Annotated in this window: 24 protein-coding genes; 8 read left to right on the top strand and 16 right to left on the bottom strand. The window is 70.1% G+C overall.

Going from position 1 to position 20,853, the window contains the following annotated elements; translation table 11 throughout:
* Positions 1-188: 188 nt before the first annotated feature.
* A complete protein-coding gene (locus ACKTSN_RS33415) occupies positions 189-887 on the bottom strand; it encodes a hypothetical protein (protein ID WP_409472527.1) in 699 nt (232 codons plus the stop codon).
* Between the two features lie 134 nt (positions 888-1,021).
* A complete protein-coding gene (locus ACKTSN_RS33420) occupies positions 1,022-1,381 on the bottom strand; it encodes an arsenate reductase family protein (protein ID WP_409472528.1) in 360 nt (119 codons plus the stop codon).
* Positions 1,382-1,643: 262 nt separating this feature from the next.
* On the opposite strand from ACKTSN_RS33420, the gene ACKTSN_RS33425 reads away from it, so the two are divergent.
* Entirely contained in the window at positions 1,644-1,952 is a 309-nt protein-coding gene (locus tag ACKTSN_RS33425; protein ID WP_409472529.1) for a hypothetical protein, read from the top strand.
* 87 nt (positions 1,953-2,039) lie between these two features.
* Here ACKTSN_RS33425 and ACKTSN_RS33430 read toward each other — a convergent pair whose 3' ends face one another.
* Together ACKTSN_RS33430 and ACKTSN_RS33435 are read right to left on the bottom strand one after the other, a co-directional pair.
* On the bottom strand, positions 2,040-3,329 hold the full coding sequence (locus ACKTSN_RS33430; RefSeq protein WP_409472530.1) for a winged helix DNA-binding domain-containing protein: 1,290 nt from the start codon (positions 3,327-3,329) through the stop codon (positions 2,040-2,042).
* A gap of 22 nt (positions 3,330-3,351) precedes the next feature.
* Positions 3,352-3,873 carry a DUF1269 domain-containing protein gene (locus ACKTSN_RS33435; RefSeq protein ID WP_409472531.1) on the bottom strand — a complete coding sequence of 174 codons (522 nt, stop codon included), beginning with the start codon at positions 3,871-3,873 and terminating at the stop codon, positions 3,352-3,354.
* A gap of 148 nt (positions 3,874-4,021) precedes the next feature.
* Here ACKTSN_RS33435 and ACKTSN_RS33440 point away from each other — a divergent pair, with 148 nt between their 5' ends.
* Positions 4,022-4,303 (top strand): hypothetical protein, encoded by a 282-nt coding sequence (locus tag ACKTSN_RS33440; protein WP_409472532.1) that lies wholly within the window; start codon positions 4,022-4,024, stop codon positions 4,301-4,303.
* 31 nt (positions 4,304-4,334) lie between these two features.
* Here ACKTSN_RS33440 and pspAB read toward each other — a convergent pair whose 3' ends face one another.
* The 5 genes from pspAB to ACKTSN_RS33465 form a co-directional block, all read right to left on the bottom strand.
* Positions 4,335-4,919: a PspA-associated protein PspAB gene (gene pspAB / locus ACKTSN_RS33445; protein WP_409472533.1), complete on the bottom strand. Its 585-nt coding sequence runs from the start codon at positions 4,917-4,919 to the stop codon at positions 4,335-4,337.
* A 2-nt stretch (positions 4,920-4,921) separates the two neighbouring features.
* Positions 4,922-5,839 (bottom strand): zinc metalloprotease HtpX, encoded by a 918-nt coding sequence (gene htpX / locus ACKTSN_RS33450; protein WP_129800721.1) that lies wholly within the window; start codon positions 5,837-5,839, stop codon positions 4,922-4,924.
* 17 nt (positions 5,840-5,856) lie between these two features.
* Entirely contained in the window at positions 5,857-6,099 is a 243-nt protein-coding gene (locus ACKTSN_RS33455) for a hypothetical protein (RefSeq protein WP_409472534.1), read from the bottom strand.
* A gap of 269 nt (positions 6,100-6,368) precedes the next feature.
* Positions 6,369-7,448: an endonuclease/exonuclease/phosphatase family protein gene (locus ACKTSN_RS33460; protein ID WP_409472535.1), complete on the bottom strand. Its 1,080-nt coding sequence runs from the start codon at positions 7,446-7,448 to the stop codon at positions 6,369-6,371.
* Positions 7,449-7,615: 167 nt separating this feature from the next.
* Entirely contained in the window at positions 7,616-7,894 is a 279-nt protein-coding gene (locus tag ACKTSN_RS33465; RefSeq protein WP_409472536.1) for a D-alanyl-D-alanine carboxypeptidase family protein, read from the bottom strand.
* A 378-nt stretch (positions 7,895-8,272) separates the two neighbouring features.
* Between ACKTSN_RS33465 and ACKTSN_RS33470 the strand changes: the two genes are divergently transcribed.
* The 3 genes from ACKTSN_RS33470 (at position 8,273) to ACKTSN_RS33480 (ending at position 11,288) form a co-directional block, all read left to right on the top strand.
* Complete coding sequence (locus ACKTSN_RS33470) at positions 8,273-8,968, top strand: response regulator transcription factor (RefSeq protein WP_409472537.1); 696 nt, start codon at positions 8,273-8,275, stop codon at positions 8,966-8,968.
* On the top strand, positions 8,961-10,073 hold the full coding sequence (locus ACKTSN_RS33475; protein WP_409472538.1) for a sensor histidine kinase: 1,113 nt from the start codon (positions 8,961-8,963) through the stop codon (positions 10,071-10,073). Before ACKTSN_RS33470 ends, ACKTSN_RS33475 begins: the two co-directional genes overlap by 8 nt.
* 321 nt (positions 10,074-10,394) lie before the next feature.
* Positions 10,395-11,288: a recombinase family protein gene (locus ACKTSN_RS33480; RefSeq protein ID WP_409472539.1), complete on the top strand. Its 894-nt coding sequence runs from the start codon at positions 10,395-10,397 to the stop codon at positions 11,286-11,288.
* Positions 11,289-11,357: 69 nt separating this feature from the next.
* Here ACKTSN_RS33480 and ACKTSN_RS33485 read toward each other — a convergent pair whose 3' ends face one another.
* Entirely contained in the window at positions 11,358-11,615 is a 258-nt protein-coding gene (locus ACKTSN_RS33485; protein WP_129800720.1) for a hypothetical protein, read from the bottom strand.
* A gap of 263 nt (positions 11,616-11,878) precedes the next feature.
* Here ACKTSN_RS33485 and ACKTSN_RS33490 point away from each other — a divergent pair, with 263 nt between their 5' ends.
* Positions 11,879-12,166 (top strand): hypothetical protein, encoded by a 288-nt coding sequence (locus tag ACKTSN_RS33490; protein ID WP_409472540.1) that lies wholly within the window; start codon positions 11,879-11,881, stop codon positions 12,164-12,166.
* A gap of 108 nt (positions 12,167-12,274) precedes the next feature.
* On the opposite strand, the gene glnA is transcribed toward ACKTSN_RS33490, so the two are convergent.
* Positions 12,275-13,684: a type I glutamate--ammonia ligase gene (glnA, locus tag ACKTSN_RS33495; RefSeq protein ID WP_385511800.1), complete on the bottom strand. Its 1,410-nt coding sequence runs from the start codon at positions 13,682-13,684 to the stop codon at positions 12,275-12,277.
* Between the two features lie 208 nt (positions 13,685-13,892).
* On the opposite strand from glnA, the gene ACKTSN_RS33500 reads away from it, so the two are divergent.
* Entirely contained in the window at positions 13,893-14,360 is a 468-nt protein-coding gene (locus tag ACKTSN_RS33500; RefSeq protein WP_224733087.1) for an RDD family protein, read from the top strand.
* 96 nt (positions 14,361-14,456) lie between these two features.
* Here the strand turns inward: ACKTSN_RS33500 and ACKTSN_RS33505 are convergent, their stop codons facing one another.
* From ACKTSN_RS33505 to lipB, 4 genes are all read right to left on the bottom strand, one after another.
* Complete coding sequence (locus ACKTSN_RS33505) at positions 14,457-15,161, bottom strand: DUF4191 domain-containing protein (protein WP_409472541.1); 705 nt, start codon at positions 15,159-15,161, stop codon at positions 14,457-14,459.
* Between the two features lie 57 nt (positions 15,162-15,218).
* Positions 15,219-15,419 carry an SCO2195 family GlnR-regulated protein gene (locus ACKTSN_RS33510; protein WP_224733085.1) on the bottom strand — a complete coding sequence of 67 codons (201 nt, stop codon included), beginning with the start codon at positions 15,417-15,419 and terminating at the stop codon, positions 15,219-15,221.
* A 274-nt stretch (positions 15,420-15,693) separates the two neighbouring features.
* Positions 15,694-16,659: a lipoyl synthase gene (lipA, locus tag ACKTSN_RS33515; protein ID WP_385780355.1), complete on the bottom strand. Its 966-nt coding sequence runs from the start codon at positions 16,657-16,659 to the stop codon at positions 15,694-15,696.
* 182 nt (positions 16,660-16,841) lie between these two features.
* Entirely contained in the window at positions 16,842-17,639 is a 798-nt protein-coding gene (lipB, locus tag ACKTSN_RS33520) for a lipoyl(octanoyl) transferase LipB (RefSeq protein WP_409472542.1), read from the bottom strand.
* Between the two features lie 244 nt (positions 17,640-17,883).
* Here lipB and ACKTSN_RS33525 point away from each other — a divergent pair, with 244 nt between their 5' ends.
* A complete protein-coding gene (locus ACKTSN_RS33525) occupies positions 17,884-19,320 on the top strand; it encodes a regulator (protein WP_409472543.1) in 1,437 nt (478 codons plus the stop codon).
* Between the two features lie 36 nt (positions 19,321-19,356).
* Here the strand turns inward: ACKTSN_RS33525 and ACKTSN_RS33530 are convergent, their stop codons facing one another.
* The gene (locus tag ACKTSN_RS33530; RefSeq protein ID WP_409472544.1) at positions 19,357-20,787 is read right to left on the bottom strand and encodes an NAD(P)/FAD-dependent oxidoreductase; all 1,431 of its coding nucleotides are present in this window, start codon (positions 20,785-20,787) and stop codon (positions 19,357-19,359) included.
* Positions 20,788-20,853 lie beyond the last annotated feature (66 nt).

Raw genomic sequence — 20,853 nt, forward strand, 5'->3', positions numbered from 1 at the left:
CGGGCGGCTCGTATGCGATGGGGGCGCGGCGGACGCGTGATGCCCTGGCCGGCGCCGGACGCGCTGCGTGCCCCGGACGTGCCGGTCCTGCTGCTCCTGGCCGGGAGCAGCAGGACCGATGACACGTACGACGCGGCGGCCGGGGCGGGCCTGACCGCCGCATCAGCGTTTTCCTCGGCGGTCGAGCCTCACCCCACCTTCTCGATCACGGCCCGGCGGATCAGGAACTTGCCGGGCTCCCGGACCTGTTCGAAGGCCGCGTTGTTCAGCAGGACACAGCTGCCGGAGACCGAAGTGACCTCCACGGTCGTGGACTTGTTGTTGTCCAGGTTGGTGACCTTCAGCTTCGTACCCGCCGGGAACTGGTTGCTGGACGCGGCCGGGGCGCCGCCCTCGCCGGACAGCGTGACGGTGGAGCCGTTGCAGACCTGCTCGCCGGAGGCGGCGGCGCCGTCGCCCGGGGCGGCGGGCTCGGACGGCTCGGCCGGCTGCGCGGCCTGCCCGCCGCCGGCCTCACCCGCCTGCTGACCGTTGTCCTGGCCGGCGTCCTGACCGTTCCCGCCCGGTTGCGCGGCCTGGGAGCCCTGAGCCGACTCCCCAACCACACACCCGGACGCCTCCTGCTTGCGCTCGATCTCCGCGATGACCGCCTCACGGTTGGCGATCCGGGCCGCGGACTGCGCGTCGGGATTGGCCTGCTGGTCCGCGATGAACCGCTGGTTGTTCCCGAGGGCGGTGGCGAGGCCCTGGCAGACACTCGACTCGGACGCGGACTGCGCGGCGTTCGAGGTGCTCGCCATGACGAAGGCACCACCGCCCGCCACCGTCGCCGCGCTCACCAGCAGCGCCAGCTTCTTCCTCGTACTGAGAGTTCTCCTACGCGACATGCGTGCCTCCTGGGAGGTAGGGGGGCGTACGCCGCTATGTACGAGATCCCGAACGAGGTTACTCAGTGGTTACAGGAGTACGTTGAAGTAACGTACGTCACACGGGAGTTGTCGGCGGGACCGCGCCAACCGTGCTAACGGGACAGGGCCTCGCGTACGGCCTCGTCGGTGCGGGCGACCACCGCCGTGCCGTCGTCCGCGGTGATGATGGGCCGTTGGATCAGCTTGGGGTGTTCGGCGAGCGCCGTGACCCACCGGTCGCGCGAGGCGGCGTCCCGTGGCCAGTCCTTGAGGCCGAGTTCCTTGGCCGCGGCCTCCTGGGTGCGGGTGATGTCCCACGGTTCGAGACCGAGCCGGCTCAGTACGTCGCGGATCTCGTCCTCGGTCGGTACGTCCTCCAGATAGCGGCGGACGGTGTAGTCGGCGCCCTCGGCGTCGAGCAGTTTGACGGCGCTGCGGCACTTGGAGCAGGCCGGGTTGATCCAGATTTCCATGCGGGCACGGTACGCCGCCGAGATCGCCTCGCACGACCTCCCTGAGATCAGGGTCGCAACGACGGGCTCTGTTCGAATGTGCCGTCGCCTCACAGACACCTGGCAGATCGTGTGTGACACGGCGGCATTCCCCTTCTCACCTGGGCTTTTGGCGGATTTGCTGACTCCCCGGATGTCAGTGGCGGCCGGTAGACTGGAAGCAGTGTTCGAGGGGGTCGCCGGAGTGTCCGGGCGGCGCCCTGACCGCGACAGGAGGATGCCTGTGCCCGCTGCCGCACTGAAGCCGAAGCCGACCCAGTCCACCGCCAACCGTCCCGTGCCGCTCGACCGGCCGTACGCGCCCGTGGAGAAGCGGCCGCTGCCGCCGGGGCGTCCGCGCGAGTGGTACATCACGCACAACCGTCGGCTCAAGGCCATGCGCCTTGCGATCGCCCTGCTCGACTCGGGCGTGTACGTGCCGAACCAGGCCCGGAACGAGACGATACGAAGCACCGCGGAACTCATCGGCGTCCACCCGCCGTCGGACACGACGTGCCACATGGTGCGGGCGTTGCTGCGGTACACGCGCTGAGTGGTGGCGCCGGGTGCCGTGCTGTTGTGCGGTGCCCGGCGCCGGCGTTGCCGGAATTCGCCGACCGGTACTCCAGTGTCCCGCCCCTCACCCCGCCAACTCCCGCTCCAACGGCGTCCGGAAGCGTGGGGTGACGCGCGTCGTCCCCACCCACTCCCGAAGTCGCGCCGCCTCCGACTCGATCGCCGCCTGCGCCTCCCGGCCCACGCCCGCCCCGTCCAGTACCCGCCAGACGATCTCCCCGTCGGGCCGCTGGGCCCAGCCGCCCACCACACGCCCGTCCCACCACACCGTCGGCCCCACGTTGCCGCTGCGGTCGAAGAGGGCGGGGCGCAGGTCGGGGGCGAGGAACCAGTCGCGGAGCTGCCAGCCCATCGCCGTGGGGTCGAGGGCGGGCAGCAAGGCGGCGCACGGCTCCACGGGCGCCGTCACCGGCTCGGTGTCGCCGTCGACGACGTACCCCGTGCCCTCGTCCAGCCGGACCTCCTGCGCCCCGATCGCGGCCAGCGCCCGGCGTACCTCCGTCATCCGCCACCCCGTCCACCACTTCAGGTCGGACTCCGTCGCCGGGCCGCACGCCGTCAGCCAGCGGCGCAGGAGAGACGCCTGGGCCTCGGCGGCGTCCAGTTCCGGATGCTCGGGCGCCGGGGCCCAGCGGAACTGGCTCGATGTCCAGGAGCCGAGCGGTCGGCCCCGGACGACCTTCCCTTCGGCGCCCAGCACCTTCAGCAATCGGGTCGAGACGGTGTGCAGGCCCTCGTAGCTCTTCCCGGCCGCGTACACGAACCGCTCCCGCAGTCGCGGCTCCTCCTGCGCAAGCTCTGCCGCCGTCGCCTCCCCACGCCGGCCCAGCGCGGCCAGCGTCGACTCCTCGACCTCCTTCAGCCAGGCAGCGTCCGGAGCCCCGGCCTTCGCCATGTCCTTGACCAGCGAGGCCCGCTCACGGGCGGCGACCGCGAGGCCGGTCGAGGCGTGCACGACGGCGGTCAGCTCCGTCGGGAACACGAACACGGTGTGCCGCATGCCGTGCATCCGTACCAGGGCCCGGTCCGTGTACAGCGCACGCTCCGTCTCCGCCACCGTCTTCGCCGGCTCCGCGAGCCGTGCGCCCACCGCCAGATACACCGACGCGGGGTCCGTGCCGTGCAGCGCGACAAGCGCGTCGGCGACGTCCTCCGGACCGGCGACCCGCGCCGCCGGGGCCAGCCCGCCGCAGCCGCGCGTGACGAACTCGCCCAACAGCGGCAGCAGCCGCTCCTTGCTGCCGTTGCCCGCGCCGTGCAGCACAACGGCGGTGGCCGCTCCCGCACCACCGCCGTACACCGCTTTCAGCCGTTCACCGTCGTGGATATGCGTGAAAGGGGAGAGCTCGCTCATGGCCCCCATTCGCTCACGCCGGTCAGGCCGGGGGAGGCGTACTCTCCGTCTTCGGCGCCCGCGCCGCCGCCAGCGCCTCGCGCAGCTGGTCCTCCTCGACCTGGCTCAGCGACGTCTGCACCAACTGGCCGCCGTAGGGCGCGATTTCCGGAATCACCTTGTCCCCGGCCGCCTGCTTGATCAGCGCGAACAGCGCGGCCGCGCCCGGGCGCAGATTCTGGCTGAGCTCCTTCATGAAGTTGTCGTTGATGCCCGTGTCGGTGACCGCACCGCCGGCCGCTCCGGCCGCCGCGCCTACTGCCGCGCCGAGCAGCGGCGCCAGGAAGAGCAGTCCGATCACACCACCCCACAGGGCGCCACCGGCCGCGCCCGCCGCCGTGTGGCTGACGGCCTGGTGCAGCTTGATCTTTCCGTCCTCCCGCCGCTCGACGACCACCGCGTCCTCCAGCTCGACCAGATGCTGCTTGGACAGGTCGAACAGCTTCTGCCGCACCTGCTCGGCGGTGGCGAGGTCGTTGTACGCGACGACGAAGAGATTGCTCATCCCGGACACCCCTTGTTAACGCTTCACCCCTTTTTTCGGCTTTATGGCCGTGCTGAGGGGCACGCAGTCGGAAGAAAAGGAGATGCGCCACCCCCACGTCCCGGTGCACTCTCGAGTCACCCCAATCCACCGCCCAGGGAGGCCCGTCATGGGCACCATCGTCATCTCCGGGACGGTCGTCCTGGTCGTCCTGGGATTCGGAAACCACCTCTACTGGCTCGCCGCCGCCGCCCTGCTCTTCGTGTACGTGCAGTACGGGCGAGGCGCGTCCTCGGCATCCTCGTCGGGCGGCGCGGCCCCGTCCGGGTCGGCGCCCGCGACGTACAAGGCGTACCGCGACCGCCGTGACAGGCAGGCCAAGTGGGAGCGCCGCTACCGCCGCGAGCGCCCCCTGGAGGCCCGCCGTCAGGCGCGCGAGAAGAGCAGGTGAGAGCGGGACCTGTGGTGACGGCGGCCCCGGGTCACATTCCCGGGGCGCCCCACACCGGGAACCAGCGCCCCAGGTCCTGTTCGATCCGCAGATCGTCGGCGAGGGCCGCCTTCACCTGGAGCTCGAGCGCGTTGTCGCGCCGCTGCCCCGCGCCGGGCAGCGGCGCGAACGGGTAGAAGGTGCCGCGCTTGTAGAGATAGACCAGCGCGAGCCGGCGGCCCGAGTCGTCCTGAAAGCCGGCCAGGGAGCACAGCAGCTGCGGGCCGAAGCCGTTGACCTCCATCGAGCTGTTCACCGCGTGCAGATCGTTGACGAGCAGCGGCAGCTCGTCGGGGCCGCGGCGGGAGACCAGCCAGGAGTAGCCGTAGGCGTCCCGTTCCAGCTCCACCGGGGGCCCGGTGCGGTCGGCGTCCGCGTCCAGCAGGGCCTGCACCTCGCGGTGCGTCTGCTCGAAGGCGCTGCCCTCGACCGTGGCGAAACACACCGCGCCGTGCCCGGTCGGCGTGAAGGAGGTCGCGGCCTGCAGGGTGACGGCCGCCGAGGGCAGCGCGAACAGCTGGTCGAGGTCGGGCGCGACCGGCTTCGTACGACCGAGCAGGATGTCCAGCAGCCCCATCCTCAGCCGCCCTTCCCGGGCGCCGCCGCCTCACCCAACTCTCCGGAGATCCGCCCCAGTTGCTCCAGCCGCTGCTCCAGGGTGGGGTGGGTGGAGAACAGCCGTCCGATGCTGGGCCCGGCGCCCAGGGCCGGCGTGAAGTAGAAGGCGTTGAAGGCCTGCGCCGTCCGCAGGTCCTTCGTCGGGATCCTGGCGATGTCGCCGGAGACCTTGGTGAGCGCGGACGCCAGCGCCGAGGGCCGTCCGGTCAGCAGCGCCGCCGCCCGGTCCGCCGCCAGTTCCCGGTACCGGGACAGGGCCCGGATCAGCAGGAAGCTGATCGCGTACACGGCCGCGGAGACGGCCATCACCGTCATGAAGACCACCGCCGTGTTCTGGTCCCGGCGCCCTCCGAACACCTGCGAGTAGAAGGCGAACCGCACGATCAACCCCGCGATCACGCCCAGGAAAGACGCGACCGTGATCACCGCGACGTCCTTGTGCGCCACGTGCGAGAGCTCGTGCGCGAGCACGCCCTCCAGCTCGGCCGGCTCCAGCCGGCGCAGCAGCCCGGTGGTCACACAGACCACTGCGTGATCGGCGTTGCGCCCGGTCGCGAACGCGTTCGGCATATCCATGTCGGACACGGCGACCACCGGCTTGGGCATGTCGGCGACCGCGCACAGCCGGTCGACCACGCCGTGCAGTTCGGGATACTCGTCCCGCTCCACGATCCGGCCGCGCATCGCGTACAGCGCGATCCGGTCGGAGAACCAGTACTGCGCACCCAGCAGCGCCGCCGCGACCACCACGACCAGCACCCAGGACTTCAGCAGTGCGATCAACGCGGCGACGAACGCCACGTACAACAAGCCGAGCAGAAACAGCGTGACCGTCATCCGCACGGTCAACCGCGGGTCGCTCCGGAAGCGGCTGTGCATGGAACACCACCCTGCGTTCAGGCACTCGTCCCACTGCCCAGTGTGCACCCGCGTCGCCCCATGAAGCGGTCGTGATCAGCCCTGGGACCGGCAAAGGCTTCCGGTGAGCCCGGGGCGGGCTCCGGTTCCGGTTCGGCGAGCTTGAGCCGGCTGCCCAACCCGAGCCGGGTCGCTCCCGTCTTGTTGCGCAGCCACGTCACCTCGTCACCCACCAGCGTGAAGTGCTCGACCACCGCGTCCAGCCCGAGCTCGCGCCCCACCCGTCTGCTCCCCACGCCACCCGGTTCGTCTCGACAGCCGAGGCCGGACTGTAGAGAGCCGACGGCAGCGGCCCGCTGGACATCGGTGAAGGCGGCCCGCGTGCGGGCCGGGTCTGGGAACGCTCGGCACTGGTGCCTCCCGCCGGGGGGCCGGGAGGCGCCAGGGCATGGGGCAGGAACCTTTCCAGATGTAAGTTCCTACGCGGAACAATCGCGCCTGAGGTGCGTACTCCCGGATCCCAGCACGGAATCGGAGCCTTTACGCGTGTTCACCAGCTGATGCCGGCCGCCACCGGCAGGTGGTCGCTGCCGGTGGCCGGCAGCACCCAGGAGCTCTCCGGCTTCACGCCGCGGACCAGGATCTGGTCGATCCGCGCCACCGGGAACGTCGCCGGCCACGTGAAGCCGAAGCCGTTCCCGGCCTCGCCCTGGGCCGAGCGCATCTGCGAGGTGATGCCTTCGAACGCACGGTCGTCCATGGTGCCGTTCAGGTCGCCGAGCAGCACCACCCGCTCGTTTTGCTCGGCGGCGACGGCCTCGGCGAGCGCCTTCGCGCCGCGGTCCCGGCTGTCCGTCCAGAAGCCGTTCCTGGGAAACACGCGTACAGACCCCAGGTGGGCCACATACACCGCCAGCGGCCCCTGGTCCGTGGCCACCGTGGTGCGCAGCGCCCGGGTGTAGGCCATCTTGATGTCGACCGGCTTGGTGTCCGCCAGCGGCCCGTAGTCCATCTTGATGTCGACCGGCTGGGTGTCCGACAGCGGCAACTTGCTCCACAGCCCGACCGTGCCCTGCACCGTGTGGTACGGGTACGCCTTCGCCAGCTCCTTCTCGTACGTGCCCCGGGCCTGCGGGGTCAGCTCCACCAGGGCCAGCACGTCCGCCCCGGAGGCGGCCAGGTCGCGGGCGGTGCCGGCCGGGTCGGGATTGGCGTCGCCGACGTTGTGCTCGGCCACGGTGAGGTCGCCGCCCGGGTGGGACTTGTCGCCGAGCAGCCCGCCGAAGAGGTTCAGCCACACCACGACCGGCAGCAGCAGCGCGACCACCGCGGAGGCGGAGCGACGCCACAGCGCCCCGGCGAGCAGCACCGGGACGAACAGGCCGAACCACGGCAGGAAGGTCTCCGCCAGGCTGCCGAGGCCCCCGCGGTCCGTGATCTGTGCGTGCAGCAGCATGAGCAGGCCGAGCAGCAGCGCCAGCGCCGCGAGCACCAGGCCGCGCTTCCAGGGGCCCGGCCGGGAGCCGACGCGGATCGCCCGGCGGATGCGCGCGCGCCAGATCCCGGAGCCGGTGTCCCGGTGGCCGGCGCCGCCCTGTCCGGTCTCCTCCGCCGTGTCCGTCTGCGTCATCGTCTGTCCTCGCTCACTGCCGGTCACTGCTGCATCCTCGGGTCCTGGGTGGGGTCGGCATACATACGGGGGCAGCGGTGATCGGTCGCTTCGGGGCGCAGTTCGTAGTGCCAGGGTTCGTTGCGGTAGATCTGGCAAAGGCCGTACTCGGTGCCGTGCTTGGCCGGCTACGCCGTCGCATCGGACTGCCCGAGGTCGACCGCGTCCCCCGACACGTGAGGAGACATCGCCGAGGTGGCCACCCAGCGGGCGGCCTCGTCTTCGGACCCGTACGTGGAGACCGCCTCGCGAAGAAGCTGATTCTGGTAGTCCGCGGAGCGCCAGCCGCTGGTGACGTGGAACACGACGTTGTCGTCCGCGGCAGCCGTTGCAGCCTGACGGAGGGCCTTGAGCAGATCGGGATCGAGGTTGGCCACAGCCGGAATCTCGTCGTCGAAGACCGTCACGCCGTCGGGGACGGCACCGTCGGCCTCGCCGAGTCCACCACTGGCCTCGCGGAGCGCACCACGATGGTCACGGCGAAGCGTATGTGAGGGCGATGCGGCCGAGGACGACGGGGAGGGCGAGGAGGATGCGGAGGGCGGGGAGGGCGCGGCGGAGGACCGGGAGGCCGAGGGCTTCGGCCCCTGGGAGACGCAGGCTGTGGTGATCGCTGCCACGACGGCTGTCAGGCCGACGGCAAGGAGCCGACGAATCCGGTGGGTCGTTGTTCGTGCTGATGGTGCGGTTCGGTGCATGCCGCCAGTCAAGGCAGCGTGGTGTTGCCGACGCGTATGTGGTTTTCGATACGCCGACGATATGCGCCGACTCGTAGCATCAAATGCATGCGTGTGTTGATCGTCGAGGACGAACCCTATATGGCGGAAGCCATCCGCGACGGCCTACGCCTGGAAGCGATCGCGGCCGACATCGCAGGTGACGGCGACACCGCTCTGGAACTGCTGAGCGTCAACACCTACGACATCGCCGTTCTCGACCGCGACGTCCCCGGACCTTCCGGCGACGAGATCGCCAAACGCATCGTCGCCTCCGGCAGCGGCATGCCGATCCTCATGCTCACCGCAGCCGACCGCCTCGACGACAAGGCCACCGGGTTCGAACTCGGCGCCGACGACTACCTCACGAAACCTTTCGAACTCCGCGAACTCGCGCTCCGGCTCAGAGCACTCGGCCGCAGACGTGCCCACAGCAGGCCTCCCGTGCGCGAGATCGCAGGTCTACGGCTCGACCCCTTCCGCAGAGAGGTCTACCGGGACGGCCGCTTCGTCGCGCTGACCAGGAAGCAGTTCGCCGTGCTCGAAGTCCTCGTGGCCGCCGAAGGCGGTGTCGTCAGCGCCGAAGAACTCCTGGAACGCGCGTGGGACGAGAACGCCGACCCGTTCACCAACGCCGTGCGCATCACCGTCTCGGCCCTGCGCAAACGGCTCGGCGAACCCTGGATCATCGCCACCGTGCCAGGCGTCGGCTACCGCATCGACACGCAGCCAGAGGCCGGACACGAGGGAGGAGACCGTGGATAGAGCGCCCGGGGTGAGCGTTCGCCTCAAACTCACCCTCAGCTACGCCGGCTTCCTCATGGTTGCAGGTGGCTTGCTGCTCGCTGCGGTGTGGGTGTTCCTGCTGCGTTACGTCCCCGAGCGTGCGATGCTCATCAACCCCGATGACAACCCCACGAATGGTGTCTTTCCCGTCCGGTCCGCCCTCCTGGACGTTTTCGCTCCGAGGGCAGCCGCAGTACTGGCGTTCCTGCTGGTGTTCGGTCTCGTGGGAGGGTGGATTCTCGCCGGCCGCATGCTCGCCCCCCTGACCCGCATCACGGACGCCACACGCATGGCCACGAACGGATCACTCTCCCACCGAATCCGGCTACCGGGCCGCAAAGACGAGTTCCGCGAACTCGCCGACGCCTTCGACACGATGCTCGCACGGCTCGAAGCACACATCGCCGAACAGCAGAGATTCGCAGCCAACGCCTCTCATGAGTTGCGCACCCCGCTCGCGATCTCGAAGACACTTCTCGACGTGGCCCGCACCGATCCGAACCGCGACACCGGCGAACTCATCGACCGCCTCCACGCCGTCAACACCCGAGCGATCGACCTTACTGAGGCACTGCTCCTGGTCAGCCGCGCTGAGCGGCGGTCCTTCACCCGAGAACACGTCGATCTGTCCCTCATGGCGGAAGAAGCCACCGAAACACTCCTCCCCCTCGCCGAAAAGCATGGCGTCACCATCGAGACCAACGGCGACATCACCCCCACGACCGGATCGCAAGCGCTTCTGCTGCAGCTGACCACGAACCTCCTGCACAACGCGATCGTCCACAACCTGCCGGAACAGGGCACCGTGTGGGTCAATACCAGCGTCCGCCCCAAGACCGTGGTACTCACCGTCGAAAACACCGGCGAGAAGCTCACCCCAGAACTGGCCGCGACACTCACCGAACCCTTCCAGCGCGGCACCGAACGCATACACACTGATCACGCAGGCGTCGGCCTCGGCCTGGCAATCGTCACAACCATCACCCACGCACACGACGGAACCCTCACCCTCACCCCGCGCTCTGCCGGCGGGCTCCGCATCACTGTGGAACTGCCCGCGACAGCCCCGCACACCGGCAGGTGACGAATCAGGGAATATGCGCCGCCACTACAGCAAATCTGCGACAAGAGCACGGAGGGCAGGGGCCTGAAATCCCCACAGACTCACCTTCACGAAAGCCCCGGCGCCTGGGCATGAGGCGGCGGACATTCGGGCTCAGCAGGACCACAGCCCGTGCACTTGCCGCGGCGAGCGCAGGTTCTCGCAAACGGTCCTTTGCGCAAGCCTGATCAGCATTAGGTCGCCGGACCTTTGTTGATCTCCGATCGGTTCTCAGAAATCGTTCTCACTCAAAAGTAGAACGGACCCCTTTCTGAGACTTTCATTGTGCGAAAATCCGGGTCCATGACGGACCCTCGGAAGCCGTCCGCGTCCGACCGGTCGGACGCGGACGACGTCGAGCGGCACGCCTGTCCGAAGTGTGACGCCCAGCCCGGCTCGCCGTGCCGCTCGCGCGGCGGCGCGGTCGCCTCCGCCCACCACGCCCGCCGCTTCACCATGGTGGCCCGGCTGAAGAAGGCGCTGCGGGTGCCCACCCCGGCGGACCGCGGCCCGGGCCGACCGTGGCGGCCGGGCACCCCGCCCCCGGCGCCGATCGACCCGCACCTGCCGAGCGCGGACATCCGCATCGGCTACGCCCGCTGCTCGACGCTCGGGCAGGAGCTCGGCTCGCAGCTGGATGCGCTCAGCAAGCACGGCATCCCGAGGGACAAGATCTTCAGCGAGAAGATCAGCACCCGGGATGCGGGTCCGCCCCCAGTTCGAGGCGGCGCGGGAGATCAAGGCGCACGCCCCGCACTGCCGGGTGATCTTCACTGTGTACGAGATGAAACGGCTCGGCCGCGACGCCGCCGAATGTTCGCGTTCTTCGCCGCGATGGCGGAGACCGCGCGGGAGAACATCCGAGAGTCCACGCTGGAGGGGCTCGACACGGCCGCCCGCAAGGGCAAGCGCGGCGGCCGGCCGCCGGTCATCACCGACGACATGCTGCACACCGTGCTGCGGCGCCGCGCGAACGGCGAGTCCGTCGAGCAGATCCAGCCCGACCTGATCATCCCCACCGGCAAGCGCAAGGGGCAGAACCCCTCGGTGGCGAGCACCTACCGGGCGCTCGCCGAGCACGCCAAGCGCGACGCGTATCCCGAAGCCGTCGAGGCCGCCCACACCGACTTCGCCGCCCTGCAGTCCGGCGACCTCCCCAGCCGGCGAGCGGGCGGACCGCACCAGCCGGCCCAGTGAGGGACATTCCGGGTCAAACCGTCACGCTGATCTACTTGGCACTTCGTCGGCTGTTCGTTAACAGCACCCCTAGTACGGCGCGCGGAAGTTGATGTACCCCAGCAGAACGATCACCGCGACGACGCACCCCAGGACCACGGCCGTCGATATCCATCCCGACCGGCGGGGCCGCACCGGGTCGGGGTCGCCCCGGAAGGGCACCGGCTCCGGCGGATTGTGCTTCCAGCGGGCGGCGAGCATCCGGGCCCGGGCGGAGGGCTCCTTGTGCTCGGCGTCGTTCGCCCACTTGTGGTCGAACTCGTGCTCCCAGTGATCCTTTTCCGACATCCCCCGCTCCATACCTCTTCGCCCCATGCATCTTGTCATTCAAGATGCTGAGTGATCGAGGAAAGACTAGCCTTTAGGGGAAGGCCGCACCTGGGATTGCCTTCCGTCGGCGGGATTCCCGTGGAGACGCCGACGGCTGAAAACGTACTCCTCGCACTCAGGCGGCAACACCGACGACCGCGCCGTACTTCTACCGCTGCGGCCGCGGCCATCCGTCCGGCTCGTGCAATGACCGCACGATGGGATGGAAGGAAGGTATCTCCATGAACGCACCACGTGCTAGGCGTCTCCTCGCGCTGTCCGCCATCGGCGTACTGATGGCTGGTGGCGCCGCGATCGGCACAGCAGGTACGGCCTCGGCGGCCACCCCGGCCACCACGGCCGGCGCTCCCACGAACTGGGGCCACTGTGACTGGTGGGGCGACTGCGACCGCTTCGGCGACCGCTTCGGCAACCGGTTCGATGACCGGTTCGGGTACTTCAACGGCTACGACCACTTCGACCGCTTCGACCGCTTCGGCGGCGGCCCCGTGGTGATCGTGGTGGGCTGAGGGCGGTAGTGATTCTGCCGGACCGGAGGCACACGGCGAGGGCCGCCACCTGAAGTACTTCAGGTGGCGGCCCTCACCGCATTTCGGACGTCGAAAGCGTCGGCTTTCTCAGACGTCGAAGTACAGCTCGAACTCGTGCGGGTGCGGACGCAGCTGCAGCGGAGCGATCTCGTTCGTGCGCTTGAAGTCGATCCACGTCTCGATCAGGTCGGCGGTGAAGACGTCGCCCTGGAGGAGGAACTCGTGGTCGGCCTCGAGGGAGTCGAGGACGGCCGGGAGCGAGGTCGGGACCTGCGGAACGCCCGCGTGCTCCTCGGGAGCCAGCTCGTACAGGTCCTTGTCGATCGGCTCGGCCGGCTCGATCTTGTTCTTGATGCCGTCCAGGCCCGCGAGGAGCAGTGCGGAGAACGCCAGGTACGGGTTGCCGGAGGAGTCGGGCGCGCGGAACTCGACGCGCTTGGCCTTCGGGTTGGAGCCGGTGATCGGGATACGCATCGCGGCGGAGCGGTTGCGCTGCGAGTACACCAGGTTCACCGGCGCCTCGAAGCCCGGCACCAGCCGGTGGTAGGAGTTCACCGTCGGGTTGGTGAAGGCGAGCAGCGACGGGGCGTGCTTGAGGATGCCGCCGATGTAGTAGCGGGCGGTGTCCGACAGGCCGGCGTAGCCCTGCTCGTCGTAGAACAGCGGGTCGCCGTTGCTCCACAGCGACTGGTGGACGTGCATGCCCGAGCCGTTGTCGCCGAAGATCGGCTTCGGCATGAAGGTCGCGGTCTTGCCGTTGCGCCAGGCGACGTTCTTCACGATGTACTTGAAGAGCTGGAGGTCGTCGGCGGCGGCGAGCAGCGTGTTGAACTTGTAGTTGATCTCGGCCTGGCCGGCGGTGCCCACCTCGTGGTGCTGGCGCTCGACCTGCAGGCCGGCGCGGTTCAGCTCCAGGGAGATCTCGGCGCGCAGATCGGCGAAGTGGTCGACCGGCGGGACCGGGAAGTAACCGCCCTTGTAGCGGACCTTGTAGCCGCGGTTGTCCTCCAGCGCACCGGTGTTCCAGGCGCCCGCCTCGGAGTCGATGTGGTAGAAGGACTCGTTCTCGGACGTCTTGAAGCGCACGCTGTCGAAGACGTAGAACTCCGCCTCCGGGCCGAAGTACGCGGTGTCGGCGATCCCGGTGGAGGCCAGGTACGCCTCGGCCTTCTTCGCCACGTTGCGCGGGTCACGGCTGTACTGCTCGCCGGTGATCGGGTCGTGGATGAAGAAGTTGATGTTGAGCGTCTTGTCGCGGCGGAACGGGTCGACGCGGGCGGTCGACAGGTCGGCGCGCAGCGCCATGTCGGACTCGTGAATGGCCTGGAAGCCGCGGATCGAGGATCCGTCGAAGGCGAGCTCGTCGTCCGGGTCGAACGCCTCGACGGGCACCGTGAAGTGCTGCATGACGCCCGGCAGGTCGCAGAAACGGACGTCGATGAACTTGACGTCCTCGTCCGCGATGAACTTCTTGGCCTCGTCGGCGTTCTGGAACATCCAGCTCCTCCTACTCCCGACCGTCCCGCCGGGGTGGTAGTTCGTTCGTGCGGCCAGTGCGGTGGCACACGCTGACCTCGACCCTAGGGACGCGTCATTTCTCGGGCGTGACCCATTTGTTTCGCAGAAGTTAACCGGTTCCGTTCCACGGTAGCGCGGAACGACCCCGCCGTACCCCGGTCAAATCCGGGCGCAGTACCGTGGTCGGGTGGACAAGAGGCAAGCAATCGGATCATGGCTCTCCGGCCCGCGCGCGGCCATGGAGGACGCGGGTGCCGACTTCGGTTACCGGGGCGAGCAGCTCGGACTGCCGGAGGAAGGGCCGGGCTCGATCGCCCGCCCCGGCCGGCGGCTCGGCGCACTGGCCGTCGACTGGGCCCTGTGCCTCTTGATCGCATACAGCTTGATCACGGACGGCTACGAGCAGGCGACCGGCAACTGGGCCCTGCTGATCTTCTTCGTGCTGGGTGTCCTGACCGTCGGCACGGTCGGCTCCACCCCCGGCAAGCGCCTCTTCGGCCTGCGCGTGGTCGCCCTCGACACGGGCACCGTCCACCCCGGCCGCGCCCTGCTGCGCACGGCCCTGCTGTGCGTGGCCCTCCCCGCGCTGATCTGGGACCGCGACGGCCGAGGCCTGCACGACCGGCTGGCGCGCACGGTCGAGGTCAGGATCTGACCTCCCGGATATTCAGAGCCACACATATTCATGGGCCGGGCCCCGGAACCGCGAGGGTTCCGGGGCCCGGCCCATTCATGACGTGAGCCGACGGCCTTACCGGGCCTTCGGCCCGCCGCCCTTCGGCATCCGCATGCCCTTGGGCATCGGACCCTTCGGCAGCGGCATGTTGCTCATCAGGTCGCCCATCGCCCGCAGCCGGTCGTTGGTCGCGGTGACCTGTGGCCCGGTCAGCACGCGCGGCAGCTTCATCATGGTCGTGCGCAGCTTCTTCAGCTCGACCGTGTCCTCGCCCGTGCCGACGATCAGGTCGTGCACCGGCACGTCCGCGACGACCCGGTTCATCTTCTTCTTCTCGGCGGCCAGCAGGCTCTTCACCCGGTTCGGGTTGCCCTCGGCGACCAGCACGATGCCGGCCTTGCCGACGGCCCGGTGCACCACGTCCTGGCTGCGGTTCATCGCCACCGCGGGGGTCGTCGTCCACCCCCGGCCGATGTTGTCCAGCACGGCCGCGGCGGCGCCCGGCTGGCCCTCCATCTGCCCGAAGGCGGCCCGCTCGGCCCGGCGTCCGAAGACGATCGCCGTCGCGAGGAAGGCGAGCAGGAGGCCCAGGATGCCGAGATAGATGGGGTGACCGATCAGGAAACCGATCGCGAGGAAGACACCGAAGGTGACGATTCCTACTGCTGCGAGTACAAGACCGATCGTCTTGTCGGCCCTGCGGGTCATCTTGTAGGTCAGAGCGATCTGCTTCAGTCGCCCGGGGTTCGCAGCGTCCGCTGCGGTTTCCTTCCTCGCCATGCCACGAGTCTACGTGGCTCCCGGAGTGCCTTCGACGGCAGTACGGGCGGTACGGGTTCAGGAACGGCCGGCGAGGACCTGCTCCACCACCCGCTGTGCCTCGACCCGGTCCTTGGCCCGGCGGCGGTCCTCCAGAACGGAGGTCCAGGCGTTGCGGCGGGCGGTGCGCTGGCCGCTGCTCATCAGCAGCGACTCGACGGCGCGCAGGGCGGTGGTGAAGGACGGGATCGCTGTGGCACGAACGGGCGCGGCCTGCATGGTGAAGGTCCCCCCTCGGTACGGCTTCGGGGCCGGGTTTGCGTGGCGTGAGTCCAGGGTCACTGATTGGTGTTACCAGGGCGTGACCGACCGGTCAAACGCCAATGAAGCCTTGATGCGGGGGGTTGAAACGCTGACGCGGCCCTGACGTACGCCCCTATCTGCGAGGACGGTCAGGACCGCGTCGAATCGGTCACTACTCACGGGTAGCTGCTTGTGCGCGAATTCACACGATTGTCGTAACAGCCGCGGGGGGCGCCCGTGTGACGGTGAATCAGACGGCCTGGGCGGCGATGTACGTGCCGCGCTTCTCGATCGCCATCTGGTAGAGGCGACCGGCGCGGTACGAGGAGCGGACCAGCGGGCCGGACATGACACCGGAGAAGCCGATCTGCTCGGCCTCCTCCTTCAGCTCCACGAACTCCTGCGGCTTGACCCAGCGCTCCACGGGGTGGTGGCGAACGGACGGGCGCAGGTACTGCGTGATGGTGACCAGCTCGCAGCCGGCGTCGTGCAGTTGCTGCAGCGCGTCGCTGACCTCCTCGCGGGTCTCGCCCATGCCGAGGATCAGGTTGGACTTGGTGACCAGGCCGTAGTCGCGGGCCGCAGTGATGACCTTCAGGGAGCGGTCGTAGCGGAAGCCGGGACGGATCCGCTTGAAGATCCGGGGCACCGTCTCGACGTTGTGCGCGAAGACCTCGGGGCGCGAGGAGAAGACCTCCTCGAGCTGCTCCGGGACCGCGTTGAAGTCGGGGGCGAGCAGCTCGACCTTGGTCCGGCCGGCCTCGCGGTGCGCGGTCTGCTGGTGGATCTGGCGCACGGTCTCGGCGTACAGCCAGGCGCCGCCGTCCGCCAGGTCGTCGCGGGCGACGCCGGTGATGGTGGCGTAGTTCAGGTCCATGGTGACCACGGACTCGCCGACGCGGCGGGGCTCGTCGCGGTCGAGGGCCTCGGGTTTGCCGGTGTCGATCTGGCAGAAGTCGCAGCGCCGGGTGCACTGGTCGCCGCCGATGAGGAAGGTGGCCTCGCGGTCCTCCCAGCACTCGTAGATGTTGGGGCAGCCGGCTTCCTGGCAGACCGTGTGCAGGCCCTCGCTCTTCACGAGGTTCTGCATCTTCGTGTACTCGGGACCCATTTTCGCCCGGGTCTTGATCCACTCGGGCTTGCGCTCGATGGGGGTCTGGCTGTTGCGGACCTCCAGGCGCAGCATCTTGCGTCCGTCGGGTGCGACTGCGGACACGTCGGCTCCCTGTAGCTTCGATTCTTCGGCGTACACCAGGGTACGCCCGTACGTTTTCGGTCCCCGGGGTGGCCAACCTGGCGGAAGCGGGGTGCATTCCCGGCGTGACGGGTGCCGCTGCGCCCACCCGTGCCGCCCCAGCGGCACGACTGCCCGCAGCTACGGCAGCTGCGGCGCCGCTTCTATGCCGACGCCCGCTCGATCTCCCGCGGCTTCAGTTCCGCGTTCTCCAGTACGTCCCGCAGGTGTCGTTCGACGACCGGCAGTACGTCCTCGACCGTGATGTCCCGGCCGAGCTCGGCGGCCAGTGAGGTGACGCCGGCGTCGCGGATGCCGCACGGGATGATCCGGTCGAACCAGACGTTGTCGGGGTTCACGTTGAACGAGAAGCCGTGCATGGTGACGCCCTTGGCGACGCGGATGCCGATCGCCGCGATCTTGCGGTCCTCGCGGCGCTGGCCCGCGTTGGAGGGGGCGTACTCCGGGCCGTTCAGACGGGGGTCGAACTCCTCGTCCTGCAGGCGCGGGTCGAAGTCGAGGGAGAGCCCGCCCAAGGCGGGGCGCTGCTCCACCGGGTCGCCCAGCACCCACACCCCGCTGCGGCCCTCGATCCGGGTGGTCTCCAGGCCGAACTCCGTGCAGGTGCGGATCAGCGCCTCCTCCAGGCGCCGTACGTGGGCCACCACGTCCACCGGGCGCGGCAGCTTCTGGATCGGGTAGCCCACCAGCTGGCCTGGGCCGTGCCAGGTGATCTTGCCGCCGCGGTCCACGTCGATGACCGGCGTGCCGTCCAGGGGGCGCTCGTTGTCCGCCGTGCGCCGGCCCGCGGTGTAGACCGGCGGGTGTTCCAGCAGCAGCACGGTGTCGGGGATCTCGTCGGCGAACCGTGCCGCGTGCACCCGGCGCTGTTCGTCCCACGCCTCCTGGTACTCGACGGCGTCCGCACCGAATCCCATCCGGACGAACCGCAACTCACTCACGGCAAGCGCCTCCCTAGAAGGTCGTAAGGCATGAAACGCGCCTACGCCACTGTACGACTGCTCCGAGCGCGTCAGCCCCGAGGGCAATCCTCACACGATCGGATGAATGAACGTCGAAGTGTGCGATCGGCTGCTCACTCTCCGCTACATTCGCGCCGTTCACGAGGCCATAAGGGCTGCTCACAGGCAATCCGGGCACCGCAGGGCCTCTGCGAGGCCCGAAAGGCAGGAGACCGCACCGCAGATGACGGAACGACCCGCGCAGCGCACTCCCAACCGCCAGCTCGCCGCGCTCATCGCAGAAGCGGGATTCTCCAACGCAGGTCTGGCCCGTCGTGTGGACCAGCTCGGTCTCGAACACGGCCTCGACCTGAGATACGACAAGACCTCCGTCACCCGCTGGCTGCGCGGACAGCAGCCCAGAGGGGCCACCCCGGCGCTCATCGCCGAGGTGTTCACGCGGCGGCTGGGGCGCCGGCTCACCGCGCAGGACCTGGGCCTGGACGCCTGCGCCCCGGTCTACGCCGGCCTGGAGTTCGCGGCCGGGCCCGAGGAGGCCGTCGACATCGTCAGCGGACTGTGGCGCAAGGATTCCGGCAGCCATGCCGAGCTGCGCAAGATCGCGTTCACCGCGGCCGGTCTCGTCGTGCCCAGCCGGGACTGGCTGATCGGGCGGGCCGACGAGAAGGTGGCCCGCGGCGAGCTGCTCACCCGGGTGCCCCCGCAAGGCCGCCCTGCGGTGCCCCGGCAGCGCGGCCAGTCCGAACGCGCCTCCGGTCATCGGGTCACCGCCGGTGACATCGCCGCGCTGCGCTCGGTCGGCGAGCTGTTCCGCACCCTCGACAACGCCTACGGCGGCGGCCACGCCCGCCAGGCCCTCGTGCGCTACCTGGAGCACGAGTGCGAGCCGATGCTGCGCGGCACCTACGGCGAGCAGACCGGCCGCCGCCTGTTCGCCGCCGCCGCCGACCTCACCCGGCTCGCCGGCTGGACGTCGCACGACATCGCCGCGCACGGCCTCGCCCAGCGCTACTTCGTGCAGGCGCTGCGGCTCGCGCAGGCGGCCGGGGACCGGGCGTACGGCAGTTACGTCCTCGCCACCATGAGCCGGCAGGCCGTGTACCTCGGCCACGGGCGCGAGGCGGTGCAGCTGGCACGCGTGGCGCAGCAGGGGGTGGGCGATTCCGCCCCGCCCGTCGTCCAGGCTCTGCTGCACGCCGCCGAGGCGCGCGGGCACGGGGTGCTGGGGGAGGTCCGGGCCTGTACCGCCGCGCTCGTCCGGGCCGAGCGCACTCTGGAGGCCGCCTCGACCGGGGACGAGGTGCCGCACTGGGCGCGGTTCTTCGACGAGGCCCAGCTCGCCGACGAGTTCGGGCACTGCCACCGGGACCTGCAGCAGTTCCGCGCCGCCGCGCAGCACGCCGAGCGCTCCCTGCAGCTGCGCGCCCCCGGCTTCGCCCGCAGCCGCCTCTTCTGCCGGGTCGTCCTCGCCACCGCCCGCCTCGGCCTCGGCGAACTCGACCAGGCCTGCGCGCTGGCCGCCGAGGCGGCGGGCCAGGCCGCCGAGATGCGCTCGGTGCGGGCGGTGGAGTACGTCAGGGACTTCGAACGACGGCTGGAGCCGTACAAGGACGCGGCTCCGGTACGGACGTACCGGGACAAGGTGGCGGCCCTGAGCTGAGCCCACGTGGGCGCGGTCACCACCGTGGACCGGGGCTCACGCCGCCCGAGGCGTCGGCGTCGGCTCCGCCACCTGCATCGACCCCGCCCCCAGGTCCGCCAGAATCGCCGCCGAAGCCCGTCGCCCGGAGTGCAGCGCACCCTGGACGCTGCTGGTGTCCCGGTGGTCGCCGCACACGTACAGGCCCGTCATCAGCCGCACCGGCCGCCGCAGATCGTGCGGCGGCCGCATCGCGGGCACGGCCTCGGCGGTGTGGTGCACGGCGAGGGTCTCCCAACGTGCCGTGGAGGTGCCGTAGAGGCGTGCCAGGTGCATTCGTACGGCCGTGTCGACGTCGGTCGGCGGGACGCCGAGCACCGTCGAAGAGATCAGCGCCCGGCCCTGCGGCGCCCGGGTCGGGTCCACGGCGCTGACCACCGCCGTGTGCGCCACCGGCCCGCCCCGGTCGGCGTCGAGCAGCAGCGACGCCCCGGTCTGCGGCGGATCGTCAGTCGTGTGGTGCACCACCGTCACCGGATGGAAGTCCGGCACCCGCAGGCCGGGCAGCAGTTCAGCGGCGGTGCGCGCGTCCGTGGCCAGCAGGACGGCCCGGCAGCGGAACTCGCCGTGCTCGGCCGTGGTCACCGACGTCGTGGCGACCGAGGTGACCTGCACGCCGGTGCGCACCGTGCCCGGCGGCAGCGCCCGTGCGAGCAACTCGGGCAGCGCCTCGGCCCCGCCCTCCGGAAGGCCCATCCGCCCCCCGGCGAACGCCCGCAGCGCGAGGTCCGCGCACCGGCTGGAGGTGGTCAGGTCCGGGTCGCACAGCAGGGCGGCGAGCAGCGGGCGCACAAAGCCGTCGATCGTGCGGGCGGGCAGTCCGCGCTCCGCGATGGCCTGTGCGGCGGGCGACTCCGGGCGGGCGAGCAGCCGTTCGACGGGCATGCTCCCGATCCGGGCGAGCGCGGCCCTGAGCCGCGCCTGGTCGACGGCGCCCCCCAGCGGGGCGCCCGCCCGCCCCCGAGGCACGGCGGCCTGCCGGGGAACGGCCGCCAGGCCCCTGGGCGACCCCGATGCGGGCCGGGGGACGGCCACCCGGCCCCGGGCCGGCGGCACCACCCTGGGGGCGTTCGCCAGGGCGCGCACGGCGTGCAATGCGCCCCTTGCGCTCCCTCCGCCCGCCGGAGCGCCCGCGCGCTGCCGGCGGCCGTCGCTGTGCAGCAGGACGCCCGGGGCGAACAGCCGCAGGGCGAGCGCGTCGAGCCCCGGCGCCAGGCGCAGTTCGGGATACGACGTGAACAGGAGCTGTCCGATGCGGTCGAGCCGGAAACCGTCGACCTTCTCGGTCGCCATACGGCCGCCCGCACAAGGGGCGGCCTCCAGAACCGTGGTGGTGACTCCTGCACGGGTCAGCCGATGTGCGGCCGAGAGTCCGGCGACCCCGGCTCCCACGACGACGACGTCCGCCTGAAATGCGGGCTCTAGCACGTGCCCCTCCTCGAGGTTGCGCGGCCGGTGGAGACCTCATGCCCCCAACCGGCGCCGGGGATACCC

It is taken from the genome of Streptomyces flavusporus (assembly GCF_046267975.1).
Classification (GTDB): Bacteria; Actinomycetota; Actinomycetes; order Streptomycetales; family Streptomycetaceae; genus Streptomyces; species Streptomyces flavusporus.